The following is a 13,501-nucleotide window of genomic DNA, read 5'->3' as shown; positions in this document are numbered from 1 at the left end:
ATTGAAAAGTGGGTTCGAGACGCGAAATGGTGACAGGAAAGAACCTACGATATGCGTGCGTTGTAACCGTGTATCGTAGGTTATTTAATTTTTTCAAAACAGTAATTTACTCTGAATTTTCCGCAGCTTTTTCCTTCTTCCCCCAGTTTGACCCCAGAATGTTAGGCAAACTTGCGCGAGTCTTCGGTCGGACGCGAAAATTAGTTTCCTTCAAGTATTTGTTTTTATTGGTAAAATGTGGCTGGGGTGGTAGGATTCGAACCTACGATGCACGGTACCAAAAACCGCTGCCTTACCACTTGGCTACACCCCAACGGTGAGCGGCTGTCTACGATTGTTGTTGGCGGGGTTCAAGGGCTATTTGGCAAAAAAATGTGAGCGCCGGAAAAATTTTTGAGGTGATCATTTGGTGGCGACCAACACTGCCCCGACACGGTTCCCAGCCTGAACCATGTCATGAGCGGCCGCGCAGTCTTCTAATGCAAAGACGCTCTGGACAGGACAGGTCAGGGCACCCTCGGTCAGCGCCTTGTGAAGGGTTTCGATAGCGGTAGATCGTAAACTTGCTGGCAAGAGATAGATCAGGATCGTCTCGAGCGTCACGGCCTTGAACATCATTGGTCCAAAAGGAAAAACCGGTGTCATGTTTTGCGCTGAGCCGTAGGCGTTGATACGGCCGTTTTCGGCAATTACGGTGGTGTTCGTTTCGATATTTGCTCCGAACTCGACATCAACGATTCGGCTGATTGTACGCCCGTCATTTGCGTCCAAAATCTGACCAGCGAGATCTGGGCTGCTGTAGTCGAGCACCACATCCGCGCCAGCTGATTGCACCCTGTCGAAATTGCGGCGGCTGGCGGTCGTGATCACGCGTGCGCCCGCCCGTTTTGCAAGCTGAACGGCCAGATACCCGACCGTACCAGCACCACCGTGAATCAGAATCGTATGCCCTTTGGGTGCGCCACCTGAAAACACAGCTTGGCAGGCCGTCAGGCCCGGAATGCCCAGAACCGCACCGGTCTCGAGCGATACCGAATCTGGTAATTCAACGGCTTGATCGCTGGGCAAGGTGATGTGGCTGGCGGCTGTTCCAAATGCGCGTTCCCATTGACCATTCCAGACCCACACGCGTTGTCCGATCCGGGACGCGGGGACGCCGTCGCCGACAGCTGAGATCACGCCAGACCCGTCGCTATGGGGGATGATCAAAGGGAAAGGAGGCTCGGTGACGCCGGGCCGGGCTCCGGCGCGGGCCTTTATGTCGGATGGGTTGACGCCTGAAAATGCCAACTCGACAGTGACTTCACCCGGGCCGGGAAGAACCGGAGGAAGGTCTTGAAGATGCAAGACTTCGGCTGCATCTCCGAAAGCGGAATAGGTAACTGCGCGCATGGAATCCTCCGTTTGTCCCAGTTACAACTTAAACCGGCGGTGAATTCAAACCTCTTGCAAACGATTATCGCCGTAACACCGGGCGGGCGTCTTATTCGCGGATCTCTGAAGGGTCGACACCCCATAGGTTCGATTTCAGCGTCCAACCGCGATACCCGCCTGCCGTGATCCGGCACCAGTCCAGCGAGCAGGTTCCAAGTCGAGCCACCACACCGGTTTCAAAATGTGCATTCACGGGGGAATTGGGGTCGGGGCGGGTATAGACAGGCAGCATGTCAGATTCGATCAGCACGGTGCGCACACCTGACAACAGGGCATAGTGAACCCAGCCACCGGCCCCGTCTCGGTCCTGTACCTTGCGCCAGTTGCCGTATTCCGCCGTGACTTGCAGTGGCATCCCGCGCCGTTTGAAGACCCAGTCGATTCGATGACTCAGCGATGGTCCGCGCCGAACATTCCCTTCGGCGGCCTTCATTGACACATAACGGGGCAGGGGCAGGTTGGTGACGGATCCACGCTTATCCTCGGCATGCGCGGCACAAGCGCCGAACATGACCAGAAATGCGGATATCGCCGCCAGACATCGGCGTTTTACCGGTCGAATACCACTCACTGACTGCCCGCTCTTATGCCTGTTGATCCGGTTTCAAAAAAAGGTCGACTCAATGCCATTGGGGTTCTTGTGCCCCGCCTTATCCTGCGCCACGATGCCATGGCGCGCGTCTGTTTGCAAAGCAGTGGGAGGGCCAAGGTGCCAAGAGAACGTCTGAGTGTTGTCGTTACGCGACGGTTGCCCGAAGCGGTGGAAACCCGGTTGAGCGAGTTGTTTGACGTGCGCCTGCGCGATGACGACACGCCGATGACAAGGGATGAACTTGTCGCCGCAGTGCAGGATGCTGATGTGCTGGTGCCAACGGTTACCGATACAATTGATGGCGGCCTGTTGGGGCAGGCCGGTCAAAACCTTAAGCTGATTGCCAATTATGGGGCTGGCGTCGACAATATCGACGTGGCCACGGCCCGTCAGCGCGGTATTCTGGTGTCGAACACGCCCGGCGTGCTGACCGATGACACTGCGGACATGACGATGGCTCTGATCCTGGCTGTCACGCGGCGCATTCCTGAAGGGTTGAGCGTGATGCAACAGGGTGACTGGTCGGGCTGGGCGCCCACTGCTTTTCTGGGCGGCCGCATAGGTGGTCGGCGTTTGGGTATTCTGGGCATGGGTCGCATTGGACAAGCCGTTGCCCGACGGGCAAACGCGTTTGGAATGCAGGTTCATTACCACAACCGTCGCCGATTGCGCCCCGAAACCGAGCAAGAGTTAGAGGCGACCTATTGGGAAAGCCTTGACCAGATGGTGGCACGAATGGATGTGATCTCGGTCAATTGCCCATCAACCCCTTCGACATTCCACCTGATGAACGCACGTCGACTGAAGCTGATGAAACCATCGGCAGTGATCGTGAACACTTCGCGCGGTGAAGTTGTGGACGAAAACGCATTGACCCGGATGATCCGTGCAGGCGAAATCGCAGGGGCGGGGCTGGACGTTTACGAACAGGGTACTGATGTGAACCCGCGGCTGCGGCAGCTGCCCAACGTTGTGCTGTTGCCGCATATGGGATCGGCCACGCTGGAAGGGCGGATCGAAATGGGTGAGAAGGTTATCATCAATATCAAAACCTTCGAAGATGGCCACCGTCCGCCAGATCAGGTTGTGCCATCCATGCTCTGAGCCACCGGAAAGGAGCCTGAATGGATGTGATTGAAGGGGGATGTCGCTGCGGACGATTGCGCATCGCGGCTTCGGGCCGTCCTCTTCGGGTTGGGATTTGTCATTGCCTGGACTGCCGCAAGCATCATGGAGCCTTGTTTTATGCGGCAGCGATTTTTCCCAGCGAGGCCGTCAAGATTTCCGGCCCGTCACAGGGGTATGCAGATCGGTTCTTTTGCCCAACCTGTGGCTCACCGGTTTTTGCGCGCAGCGGTTCCGAGGTCGAAGTGCATCTGGGGTGTCTCGACGCGCCCGACCAATTGACGCCTACATACGAGTGCTGGGCTTCGCGGCGCGAAGGTTGGTTGCCCAAGTTCACTGGAATGACCCGTTTTGACGAGGATCGGGATGACGCCGCGCCACAGGCTTAGTGCGAAACATCGCCGTGCGCTTGTGTTCGCTGCATAGGCCGTTGCAGCGTTTAACCATTGCGTAAAGGTCAGAAATAAAAGAAAAAATTGGAGGATTGGATCAGATGAGATGTGTTTCCGTTTTTTTGCTTTCGGTGTTTGCGTTTTCGGCACCTGGTTTCGCCCAGGAGGCGGCCGACGCTGTTGCACCGGAAACCGCCACTGATGGGCAAGTGCAAGCCCTGACCGAAGAGGTCATCGCTGCGTTTGAGGCCAAGCTGGACGGCGTTCCCGTCACGTCCGAGAACTGGATGGTGGCCGCCGCCAACCCTCTGGCCGTTGAAGCCGGGGCCAAAGTATTGCGTGCGGGCGGGTCTGCTGCGGATGCGATGGTGGCCGTGCAGGTTGTGCTGGGTCTGGTCGAGCCGCAATCTTCGGGTCTGGGCGGCGGTGCGTTCCTGGTCTGGTATGATGCAGCGACAGGGCAGATGACAACGCTGGACGGGCGCGAAACCGCACCACAGGCGGCCACACCAACGCTGTTTCAGGACGAAAACGGTGAGCCGCTGAAGTTCTTCGATGCGGTGGTCGGGGGATTGTCTGTGGGCACTCCGGGAACCCCTGCCTTGCTGGAAGAGGCGCACCGCCGTTGGGGGCGTTCCTCTTGGCCCGGTCTGTTTGCCGATGGCATCCGGTTGGCGGACGAAGGTTTCCTGGTCTCGCCGCGCTTGGCCAGCCTTGTTGACAACGACGCCGAGCGCCTGTCGCGTTTTCCCGAAACGGCGGCCTATTTCTTGCCGGGTGGAGAGCCACTGCAGCAAGGGCAGCGCCTGATGAACCCGGCCTATGCTGATACCTTGCGTATTTTGGCCAATGACGGGGCCGCAGGCTTTTATGGCGGTGAGATTGCTGCTGATATTGTCCACACGGTTCGGAACGCTCCGGGCAATCCCGGGGTTCTGTCCGGCATTGATCTGGCGCTGTATCAGGTGATCGAACGCGAACCCGTTTGTGCTGCATACCGCGCGTACGAAGTCTGTGGCATGGGGCCACCATCCTCGGGTGCGCTGACCGTCGGGCAGATTCTGGGGATGCTGAACAGCTATGATCTGGCAGCGATGGGCCCCGAAAGCGCAGAAGCCTGGCGGCTGATCGGGGATGCCTCTCGCCTCGCCTTTGCGGATCGGGGTCGTTACATGGCTGACAGCGATTTTGTTCCCATGCCGACACAGGGGTTGGTTGATCCGGATTATCTTGCGCAGCGCGCGGCGCTGTTGGATACCGAAGGTGCTTTGGCCGAAGTGGCACCCGGCCAACCCGAATTCGACCATGCATTGAATTGGGCGGATGATGTGTCGCTCGAGCTGCCTTCGACTTCGCATATCTCGATTGTGGACAGCTATGGCAATGTGCTGTCGATGACGACGACGATCGAAAACGGCTTTGGTTCGCGTCTGATGACGAACGGGTTCCTTTTGAACAACGAGCTGACGGATTTCTCGTTCAAAACCCATAGCAACGGCGTGCCGATTGCCAACCGGTTAGAGCCCGGAAAACGCCCGCGTTCCTCCATGAGCCCGACCATCGTGATGCAGGACGGCGCTCCGGTTCTGGCCATCGGGTCGCCGGGCGGCAGCCGCATCATCGGCTATGTCGCGAAGTCGATCATAGCTTGGGCCGATTGGGGAATGGATGTACAGCAGGCGGTGTCCTTGCCGCATTTGGTCAACCGCTTCGGTACCTACGATGTCGAGGTAGCTACTGCTGCCGAAGGGTTTACGGACGCTTTGGTTTTACAGGGTTTTGAGGTCAATTCGCGCGACCTGACTTCGGGCCTGCACGCCATTGAAATCGGTGACGTGCTGAGCGGCGGAGCAGATCCGCGCCGTGAAGGGATTGCGCTGGGCGAGTAGGCCCTTGGTAAAAGTGGGGATTGCCCAAACTTTGCGGGCCTTTTACTCATTGGCTTAAAGGCTCGCAGTGTATTGGGGCAGGGGAGGATGACCATGGTGCAAGCTAACTCCTTGCCTAGAAATGAAACAGGCATAGAAACCGCGATCAGCATTCTCAAGCAGCGTTTCGGCGACAGGCTGCAAGCAAGCGCTGCGATCCGGGAACAGCACGGGCACACCACGACTTGGATCGAAAACCAAAGTCCGGATGCCGTGGTTTTCCCACACACAACGCAAGAGGTTTCAGACATTGTCAAAACCTGTTCGGCGCACCGAGTACCGGTTATACCTTTCGGCACCGGAACGTCGCTTGAGGGGCATGTGAATGCGCCTGCTGGCGGCATCTCGGTGGACCTCACACAAATGGACAAGATGCTGGCGGTTCATGCTGAAGATCTGGACTGCGTCATACAACCCGGCGTGACCCGCGAAGCGCTGAATACGCATTTACGCGATCAGGGTCTGTTCTTTCCGATTGACCCCGGGGCCAATGCGTCGCTGGGCGGCATGGCGGCCACGCGCGCCTCGGGCACCAATGCGGTGCGGTATGGAACAATGAAGGACAATGTTCTCAGCCTTGAGGCCGTCATGCCGGATGGCCAGATCATCCGCACAGGGCAAAGGGCCAAGAAATCCTCGGCCGGGTACGATCTGGCCCGCCTTTTGATCGGGGCTGAAGGCACGCTTGGGATCATCACTGAACTGACCCTGCGGCTGCATGGAGTCCCCGAAGCGATCAGTTCCGCGCGATGCTCGTTTCCAACGGTAGACGCGGCGTGCCGCGCAGTGATGATGACCATTCAGTATGGCATTCCGGTCGCCCGGATCGAGTTGCTGGACGAAATGTCGGTTCAAGCTGCCAACGCCTATTCCGGGCTGAGCCTGCCGGAAACGCCGCTATTGCTGTTGGAATTTCATGGCTCGGAAAGCGGCGCGGTAGAGCAGGCCGAGACTTTTGGCCAGATCGCAGAAGAATTCGGCGGTACCGATTTTGCCGCGACCACGACCACCGAAGAACGGAACAAGCTGTGGCAGGCCCGCCATGATATGTATTGGGCGTGTCTTCAACTGCGCCCCGGCGCACGTGGCATTTCGACTGACGTTTGTGTGCCGATCTCACGTTTGGCCGAGTGTGTGACGCAAGCCCAAAGGAAAGCAGCCGACCTTGACCTGCTGGCGCCCATCGTGGGGCATGTGGGGGATGGCAATTTCCACACTCTGCTGCTGATCGACATGGAAAACGCCGATGAGGTTGCCAAAGCCGACGCCTTTGTGGGCTGGCTCAACGATCTTGCAATCTCGATGGAGGGCACTTGCACCGGGGAACATGGCATAGGGCAGGGCAAGCGGCCTTACCTTGAGAAAGAGCTGGGGGCCGCCACGCAGTATATGGCCGCTATCAAGGCCGCGCTGGATCCCCTCAACATTATGAACCCCGGCAAAATTCTGTCCGATCGGTCCTAGAGGTTTCGCGATCTGGTCGGTTTTGTGCCCTTAAATCGTCCACATGTTTTGGTCTGAAAGGCGCAAAGACAGACAGGTGGTCGACATGAGTGCAAAATATCTGGCAGGCTTTGTTACAGTCTGTGGTCTGGCTGTTGCAGGGCTGGATTATTACCAGCAGGCCAAGGCATCGGAGGACGGCATAAGCTTCAAAGGCTATCTGGCCTCGGTATCCTCGCGTGCCGGGTTCACAGACAACCATGCTGAGGCAGAGGCATCCCAACCGCAGGAACCAGCTTCGCTGAAACCTTCAGACGAGGGTGGCAAACTGGTTTGTACCACGGTCGGAACCAGCAAACGTTGCAGTTCCAGTGGCTGAAGTGAGCGGCTGAATGACCGAACTGCGACCTGCATTTAGTGTTCGGGTCGTTTTTTTCCTATCACTGGTCGGATGAATGTCGCGCGTCGCCCCTTAACTGCGCCATATGGTGTCAGCTGAATTCAAGGGGAGACGCCCGGTTATGAAAACCCAAGTCAAAGCACTGGTCGTTGGCGGTGGCGCCATCGGAACCTCGATTGCCTATCACCTGGCCAAGGCTGGCTGGGATGACGTGATGCTGATCGAACGGGACGAGTTGACCTCTGGCTCGACCTGGCACGCAGCTGGCCTTTTGCCGCTGTTCAACATGTCTTACGCAACCACCCATATCCACAAATACTCGGTCGACTTTTACAAGACGCTGGAAGAGGAAACCGGTCTGAACGCAGGCTTTGCTGTGGTTGGCAACCTGCGCATGGCGCAAACGCAGGATCGTATGGATGAATACATGCTCTATGCCTCCACGGCCGAGACATGTGACGTCAAATACGAATGGTTGACCCCGGATCAGATCAAAGAGCGCTGGCCCCTGATCGAAACCGGCGATCTGAAAGGTGCGATCTATCACACTGAAGACGGCTATATTAACCCCGCGGACGTCACCCAGGCCATGGCCAAAGGTGCACGTCAACGCGGCGTGGATATCGTCCGCAAGATGCAGGCAGATGCCTTCCACTGGAACGGCACCCATTGGGAAGTCACCTGCACCAAGATGGTCGAACAGGGTGGTAACCTTGTCCCGTCGGATGAACGGGTCGTCATCACCGCCGAACACGTTGTGACGGCTTCGGGCAACCACGCGCAACGCACCGCCAAAATGCTGGGCATCAAGATGCCTGCAATTCCGGTCGAGCACACCTTTATCGTCATGGACAAAGATCCCGAGCTGGTCAAATGGCGTGAAGCTGGCAACCCCGAGCACCCCGTTGTGCGCGACGCCGACAACGAATCCTACGCGCGCGAAGAGCGCGGCGGCTGGATTCTGGGTATCTACGAGCACGGCGCGCCTGCGCGCTTCGAATACGGCGTGCCGGATAGCTTCCGTGCCGACCTGTTCCCGCTGGATATCGACCGGATCGCGGACCAGTACATGGCGATGGCAGAACGCGTGCCGTCCTGCGCCGACTCTGGTCTGAAAGACGATTTCAACGGCCCGATATGCTACACCCCCGACGGCAACCCGCTGGTTGGCCCAGCTCCGGGCCTGCGTAACATGTGGCTGGCCGAGGGCTTTTCGTTCGGGATCACCGCTGCTGGCGGCACCGGCTACTATCTGGCGCAGATGATGGTCGACGGTGAAGCCGAGATCGACATGGCCTCGCTGGACCCCAAGCGGTATTCGTCCAACTGGATGACCACCGAGTTCGCGGCCCGCAAGAACGAAGAGTGCTATGAGCACGTCTACATCCTGCACCACCCCGACGAAGAGCGTGAAGCCTGCCGTCCGCTGCGCACAGTTCCGGCCTATGACCGCCAGAAAGCACGTGGCGCTCAGTTCGGCTGGGTCAACGGCTGGGAACGCCCGAACTATTTCGGCCCCGTCGATGCACCTGAAAACTTCGACAAGGAAAGCCGCTCGTTCCGCCGTGGTGGCTGGTGGCAATATGCCGTCGAAGAAGCCAAAGCGATCCGCGAAGGCGTTGGCCTGATCGACGCGTCAGCCTTCACCAAACATGTCGTCAAAGGCCCCGGAGCGACCCAGTTCCTGGATTGGTTCACCTGCAACAAGCTGCCCAAGGTCGGTCGTATCAACCTGACCTACGCGCTGACCTCGCACGGCACCACCCGAACCGAATACACCATCGTCCGCAATGGTGAAAACAACTACTACATCGTCTCCGCCGGTGCTTGGACCGAATACGACGCCGACTATCTGCGTAAGGCGGCCGAGGACAAGATGGAGGAGTTCGGGTACATCGAAATCCAGGACGTGACCACTCAGTGGGGCGTTTTTGCCATCGCCGGGCCCAAGTCGCGAGACGTGCTTAAAGAGGTCATCAAAGACGCCGATCCGGACACCGCGCTGTCCAACAAGCGCTTCCCGTGGCTGTCGGCACGTCAGATCGAACTGGGTATGTGCCCTGTAAACGCGATCCGTGTGGCCTATACAGGTGAACTGGGCTGGGAACTGCATCACCCGATCGAAATGCAGAACTACCTGTTCGACCTGCTGGAAAAAGCAGGCGAGAAGCACGGTATGAAGCTGGTCGGAGCGCGCGCCCAGAACTGGCTGCGTCAGGAGAAATCCTACCGTGCCTTCGGTACCGAACTGGGCCGTGATGCGACCCCGCTGGAAGCTGACCTGCCGCGCTTTGTGGACCTGTCCAAGGAGTTCTACGGCAAGGCCAAGCTGGAAGAGACCGGTGTACGCGCAAAGTGTTGTACCCTGCTGATCGACGGGCCGGACGACGCTGATCCTTGGGGCCGTGAGGCGCTGTACACCTTGGAAGGTGAACGCGTGGGTCGTCTGACCTCGGGTGGCTATTCGGTGGCCTTCGAGAAGTCCATCGGCATGGGCTATGTGAAGCCCGAACTGGCGGTCGAAGGCACCAAGTTGAAGGTCAAAATGCAGGATAAGCTGTGGGATGCTGTTGTCACTTGCGACAGCCCATACGACCCGAAGAACGAGGTTATCCGCAAAGACGGATAGGCCGCAGTCGATAGTAACAGCTGTGCAATAAATGCGCCGCCTATGGCGGCACATGCCTCCGGCGGAGGTATTTTGAAACAGAAGAAGAGGGGGCTGGTTTTTTTTAGATCCAGCCCCCCTGCTTTTTGCAAGGGGGCCTTCTCCTGTTGCGGTCATCGGCGCCTCCGCCTGTACCGCAAAACCATCATTCCCGTTCAGAGTTAACGATCCGTTACTTCTTCTGTTCAAAAATACCTCCGCCGGAGGCAAGCCTGCGTGAGCAGGCTTTTTGGGAAGGCTCCGAGACTACAGGGCGTTCAATTCATCGAAACACTCCAGCGCTTTGGCGGCATACATCATGGCCGGTCCTCCACCCATCTGAATGGCCATGGCCAATACATCCGACACTTCATCCCTTGTCGCGCCTGCTTTGATCAGGGCTTCTGTGTGCAGGGAAATACAGGGCTCGCATCGGAGTGTAACCGACATGCCCAAAGCGATGAATTCCTTTGTCTTGTAGTCAAGTGTTCCACCTTCCTTCACAACCTTCCCAAGCGCCCCGAACGCACGCGTGGTTTCCGGAATTGACCCGTTGAGATTGCGGAGGCTCTTGCGCGTTTCCGAGAGTTTTTCTTGCCAGACCATTTCAGCCGCCTTTTCATATTGCACAAGTTGAATATGACGCGAATAACAGGGCTCTGACTTTGATCTCGATCAGTCCGCTGGTCGCGATGAGATAAATGCAAGGTTGTTGGCAGGCATATAGGCTGTGCTCAGCACGTTGAGGCCAACTTCCTCAAACAACGCAAGTATGTCGGTGTCATTTTTGTACCCAATGTCCGGGTCTTGTTGCGTCAGAGCTTGGTGAAATCTCTTGTCTCCGTCACTGGTGAGCAGTCCCGACCGCTTAAACGGCCCGTATAGAACAAACCTTCCAGATGGCGCGAGTGCCTTGGCGACCTCTGAAAAAATGGTTCGTGTTTCCTGCCAGCTGATCAAGTGTATCAGGTTGATCAACACGATTATGTTTTGTCCGGGGAACCGAGCATGCCAGCCTGCGGCGGTCGCATCCAGTTCTTCGGCCATGGCGACATTCGGAAACTCGCGCGCGTAGGCGTCGATACTGGCCCGCCGATCCGGGTCGATTTCCGTAGGCTGCCACTCCAGACCGGGCAACTGTGCCGCAAAAGCCGTAATATGCTGACCGGTCCCACTGGCAATCTCCAGCGCCTGCCCTTGTGACGGAGCCCAGTCGCGCAGCAATGCGCATAAGACGTCAGAGTTTCGCGATGCCGCAGGGGCCACCATTTTGCCGTCCTCGGCTGTATTGGCGACACTGGCAGAGGAGGGAAGCTTGCGTTTGGTCATCGCTTCAACCTTTCCGGGGTCAGCATGGCAACACTTTCGGCGTCAAGGGCAGGGGGGTTGCCGACCACCAAATCGCAAAGTAGCTGAGAGGCGGCCGGTGCCGTTTGGAAACCATATCCGCCTTGGCCCGCGCTCCAGATAAACGTTGGGTCGTATGGGTCCCGTCCAAGCACCAAAGTTCCGTCAGGGGAAAAACTGCGTAGGCCGGCCCAACTTGTTTCGACCCGTTTGACTGCTTCGGTCATCAAGGCTTCGTAGCGTGCCAAACCTTCTGCCAGCACCATGTCATCAGCATAGGCATCCTGAGGTGGAACTGGGTCTGCTTCGGATGGTGAGACCAGCAGTTTGCCAGCATCGGGTTTTGCATACCACGTTTCACCCACGCCAAGCATCATGGGCCAGCGCGACACATCATGGCCTCCGGGGGCGGGCAGTCGGGCCATAGACCGGCGGCGTGGCGTAATACCGACAGGAGGAAGGTTCGCAAGATCGGCAATTTCGTCGACCCAGGCCCCTGCGGCATTAATCAGATTGCGCGCCTCAAAACTCTGACCGGCGGTGACGATCCAGTGTATGTCTTTGCGGATGGCCGTGACCTTGTGTTTGGTTGCAACCGTCCCGCCGTTGTGCCGGATGGTCCGGGCAAAATCCTGCAACAAACGATCCGTGTCGATGTCAAATGCGGCCTCGCTGACCGCTGCAAAACCGATCTGCTTGCGATTCAGGATCGGAACGCGCGCGATGGCATCTTCTACAGGTATCTGGGTCATGTTCAACTCGGTGCAATCGGCAGTGAACAGCTGAGCTTGGTCTTGCGCGCCGACTAGCAGCAACCCACGAGGGGTCAGATAGCCACCGTTTTGAGTGTGCAGAAAGTCAGCCCCGGCTCTGTTCAGGGCGACCACTGAAGGGGGTCCATAGCTTTCTTCAAACAGTGCCGCAGACCGCCCGGACGCGTGATAGCCCAAGGCGTCTTCGGCTTCGAGCACCATCACTTTTCCGTGCGTCGACAGACGTGCGCCCGCGCTGAGACCGGCGATACCGCCTCCGATGATCAGAAAATCAATCATTTCTTGCTAACCCTACAGATCAAAGACAGGCTGGTTTTCTGCGGAGACATGTTCGCCCGCGCGCCTCTGGTTCGTGTTGCGTATTGCTTTCCGGACTATAAGCAGCCTTGAATTTGTGCTTCAACCCGGTCAAAGACGTATCAAAATAAACAGGAGGGTAATGTGACTGCTGCGGACCTTCATCCAATGGCGACAGGGCATATTCCCCGATACGTCGTCGCAGCTGACGGAAGCGACTACCTATTTTCAGCAATGGTTGTTTTCTTTGTCGTTCTGGTGGTGCTGATCGGTGTTGGTTATCTGACGCTTCACTCGGTCCCCGAGAAAATGGCCCACGAAAACAATCACCCACAATTCCAGTTGGTGGGTATTCTGGCGCTGCTTGCATTGTTTACACATAATGGTCTGTTCTGGGTTGCCGCCATACTGGTCGCAGGGTTTCAATTTCCGGATTTTGCAACGCCACTTCGAAACATTGCTGATGCCATTCGTTCTCTTGCTCGGGTCCCAACGCCCGAACCGATGCCAGAGGTGACAGCACCGACGCCACCCGCATCAGAAAAAGGCGAAGCGCAGGAGCACAACAAATGATCGAGACCATGCTCTGCGCCTTGATTACGGTGCTGCCCGACTACCTGTTCCGCCGGTTTGTTCAGGGCAAACGTATCGGTCACGAGATCACCTTGTTTACCATGTGGTACGAACTGCGTTGGGGTTTGACGACATGTGCCATTCTGGCGCTGACCGTGATCACCACGTTGTTCTATTTTCACCCGGCCAGCAAAACCGCCGCGTCCTATTTCCGTACCGTGACGATCCTGCCGCAACTGGGGGGTCGTGTGTCAGAAGTATTCGTTAAGAACAACGAACTTGTAACGGCTGGGCAGCCGATTTTCCGGATCGAGGATTTCAGCCAGACCGCGCAGGTTCAGGCGGCAAATGCACAGATCGCACAGGTTCAGGCCTCGCTTAAGGTTGCAGAAACAGACATGGCCGAGGCTGACGCAGGTATTGCCGGTGCAAAGGCTGCTCTGGCGCAGGCGCTCGAGGATTTGGAGCGTAACACAACCTTGCGGGACGAAGGATCAAGCGCGGTACGTCTGGCTGAGATCGAGCGCCTGGAAAACCTCGTCGCCGAGCG

General features: G+C 57.5%; 13 protein-coding genes and 1 tRNA gene. 8 read left to right on the top strand and 6 right to left on the bottom strand.

All coding sequences use genetic code 11. The features are described from left to right. Nucleotides 1-238: 238 nt before the first annotated feature. The 3 genes from AC2FNU_RS20395 to AC2FNU_RS20385 all read right to left on the bottom strand — a co-directional run bounded on the left by AC2FNU_RS20395 (nucleotide 239) and on the right by AC2FNU_RS20385 (nucleotide 1,945). Nucleotides 239-313: transfer RNA gene (locus AC2FNU_RS20395), tRNA-Gln, on the bottom strand. A gap of 89 nt (nucleotides 314-402) precedes the next feature. Beyond that, nucleotides 403-1,392, bottom strand: coding sequence for an NADPH:quinone reductase (locus tag AC2FNU_RS20390; protein WP_496791871.1), 990 nt, complete (start codon nucleotides 1,390-1,392; stop codon nucleotides 403-405). A 91-nt stretch (nucleotides 1,393-1,483) separates the two neighbouring features. Next, the gene (locus AC2FNU_RS20385; protein WP_496791873.1) at nucleotides 1,484-1,945 is read right to left on the bottom strand and encodes an SH3 domain-containing protein; all 462 of its coding nucleotides are present in this window, start codon (nucleotides 1,943-1,945) and stop codon (nucleotides 1,484-1,486) included. Nucleotides 1,946-2,143: 198 nt separating this feature from the next. Between AC2FNU_RS20385 and AC2FNU_RS20380 the strand changes: the two genes are divergently transcribed. The 6 genes from AC2FNU_RS20380 (at nucleotide 2,144) to AC2FNU_RS20355 (ending at nucleotide 9,943) form a co-directional block, all read left to right on the top strand. Then, nucleotides 2,144-3,130: a 2-hydroxyacid dehydrogenase gene (locus tag AC2FNU_RS20380; protein ID WP_496791870.1), complete on the top strand. Its 987-nt coding sequence runs from the start codon at nucleotides 2,144-2,146 to the stop codon at nucleotides 3,128-3,130. 20 nt (nucleotides 3,131-3,150) lie between these two features. Continuing rightward, nucleotides 3,151-3,540 carry a GFA family protein gene (locus AC2FNU_RS20375; protein ID WP_496791869.1) on the top strand — a complete coding sequence of 130 codons (390 nt, stop codon included), beginning with the start codon at nucleotides 3,151-3,153 and terminating at the stop codon, nucleotides 3,538-3,540. A gap of 104 nt (nucleotides 3,541-3,644) precedes the next feature. Then, entirely contained in the window at nucleotides 3,645-5,432 is a 1,788-nt protein-coding gene (gene ggt, locus AC2FNU_RS20370; protein ID WP_496791868.1) for a gamma-glutamyltransferase, read from the top strand. Between the two features lie 93 nt (nucleotides 5,433-5,525). Beyond that, nucleotides 5,526-6,935, top strand: a complete 1,410-nt coding sequence (locus AC2FNU_RS20365; protein ID WP_496791867.1) for an FAD-binding oxidoreductase — start codon at nucleotides 5,526-5,528, stop codon at nucleotides 6,933-6,935. An 85-nt stretch (nucleotides 6,936-7,020) separates the two neighbouring features. After that, complete coding sequence (locus tag AC2FNU_RS20360; RefSeq protein ID WP_496791866.1) at nucleotides 7,021-7,293, top strand: hypothetical protein; 273 nt, start codon at nucleotides 7,021-7,023, stop codon at nucleotides 7,291-7,293. A gap of 142 nt (nucleotides 7,294-7,435) precedes the next feature. Beyond that, a complete protein-coding gene (locus AC2FNU_RS20355; protein WP_496791865.1) occupies nucleotides 7,436-9,943 on the top strand; it encodes a GcvT family protein in 2,508 nt (835 codons plus the stop codon). 285 nt (nucleotides 9,944-10,228) lie between these two features. Here AC2FNU_RS20355 and AC2FNU_RS20350 read toward each other — a convergent pair whose 3' ends face one another. The 3 genes from AC2FNU_RS20350 to AC2FNU_RS20340 form a co-directional block, all read right to left on the bottom strand. Beyond that, on the bottom strand, nucleotides 10,229-10,567 hold the full coding sequence (locus tag AC2FNU_RS20350) for a carboxymuconolactone decarboxylase family protein (protein ID WP_496791864.1): 339 nt from the start codon (nucleotides 10,565-10,567) through the stop codon (nucleotides 10,229-10,231). 69 nt (nucleotides 10,568-10,636) lie between these two features. After that, complete coding sequence (locus AC2FNU_RS20345; protein WP_496791863.1) at nucleotides 10,637-11,290, bottom strand: DUF938 domain-containing protein; 654 nt, start codon at nucleotides 11,288-11,290, stop codon at nucleotides 10,637-10,639. Then, nucleotides 11,287-12,360 carry an NAD(P)/FAD-dependent oxidoreductase gene (locus tag AC2FNU_RS20340; protein ID WP_496791862.1) on the bottom strand — a complete coding sequence of 358 codons (1,074 nt, stop codon included), beginning with the start codon at nucleotides 12,358-12,360 and terminating at the stop codon, nucleotides 11,287-11,289. Before AC2FNU_RS20340 ends, AC2FNU_RS20345 begins: the two co-directional genes overlap by 4 nt. A gap of 186 nt (nucleotides 12,361-12,546) precedes the next feature. Here AC2FNU_RS20340 and AC2FNU_RS20335 point away from each other — a divergent pair, with 186 nt between their 5' ends. Both AC2FNU_RS20335 and AC2FNU_RS20330 read left to right on the top strand, forming a co-directional pair. Then, nucleotides 12,547-12,951, top strand: coding sequence for a hypothetical protein (locus AC2FNU_RS20335; protein WP_496791872.1), 405 nt, complete (start codon nucleotides 12,547-12,549; stop codon nucleotides 12,949-12,951). Further along, nucleotides 12,948-13,501 (top strand): HlyD family secretion protein (locus AC2FNU_RS20330; protein WP_496791861.1); only part of this gene is annotated, 554 nt, incomplete at its 3' end. The genes AC2FNU_RS20335 and AC2FNU_RS20330, both read left to right, overlap by 4 nt.

It is taken from the genome of Ruegeria sp. BHSB064, from assembly GCF_059613205.1.
The sequence above is the reverse complement of the archived record's forward strand: the minus strand, read 5'-3'. Positions and strand labels throughout refer to the sequence as shown.

Coding starts and splice junctions, on each gene's coding strand:
- AC2FNU_RS20390 (WP_496791871.1), bottom strand. CDS start 1,392: ATGCGCGCAGTTACCTATTCCGCTTTCGGAGATGCAGCCGAAGTCTTG.
- AC2FNU_RS20385 (WP_496791873.1), bottom strand. CDS start 1,945: ATGTTCGGCGCTTGTGCCGCGCATGCCGAGGATAAGCGTGGATCCGTC.
- AC2FNU_RS20375 (WP_496791869.1), top strand. CDS start 3,151: ATGGATGTGATTGAAGGGGGATGTCGCTGCGGACGATTGCGCATCGCG.
- ggt (WP_496791868.1), top strand. CDS start 3,645: ATGAGATGTGTTTCCGTTTTTTTGCTTTCGGTGTTTGCGTTTTCGGCA.
- AC2FNU_RS20365 (WP_496791867.1), top strand. CDS start 5,526: ATGGTGCAAGCTAACTCCTTGCCTAGAAATGAAACAGGCATAGAAACC.
- AC2FNU_RS20360 (WP_496791866.1), top strand. CDS start 7,021: ATGAGTGCAAAATATCTGGCAGGCTTTGTTACAGTCTGTGGTCTGGCT.
- AC2FNU_RS20355 (WP_496791865.1), top strand. CDS start 7,436: ATGAAAACCCAAGTCAAAGCACTGGTCGTTGGCGGTGGCGCCATCGGA.
- AC2FNU_RS20350 (WP_496791864.1), bottom strand. CDS start 10,567: ATGGTCTGGCAAGAAAAACTCTCGGAAACGCGCAAGAGCCTCCGCAAT.
- AC2FNU_RS20345 (WP_496791863.1), bottom strand. CDS start 11,290: ATGACCAAACGCAAGCTTCCCTCCTCTGCCAGTGTCGCCAATACAGCC.
- AC2FNU_RS20340 (WP_496791862.1), bottom strand. CDS start 12,360: ATGATTGATTTTCTGATCATCGGAGGCGGTATCGCCGGTCTCAGCGCG.
- AC2FNU_RS20335 (WP_496791872.1), top strand. CDS start 12,547: ATGGCGACAGGGCATATTCCCCGATACGTCGTCGCAGCTGACGGAAGC.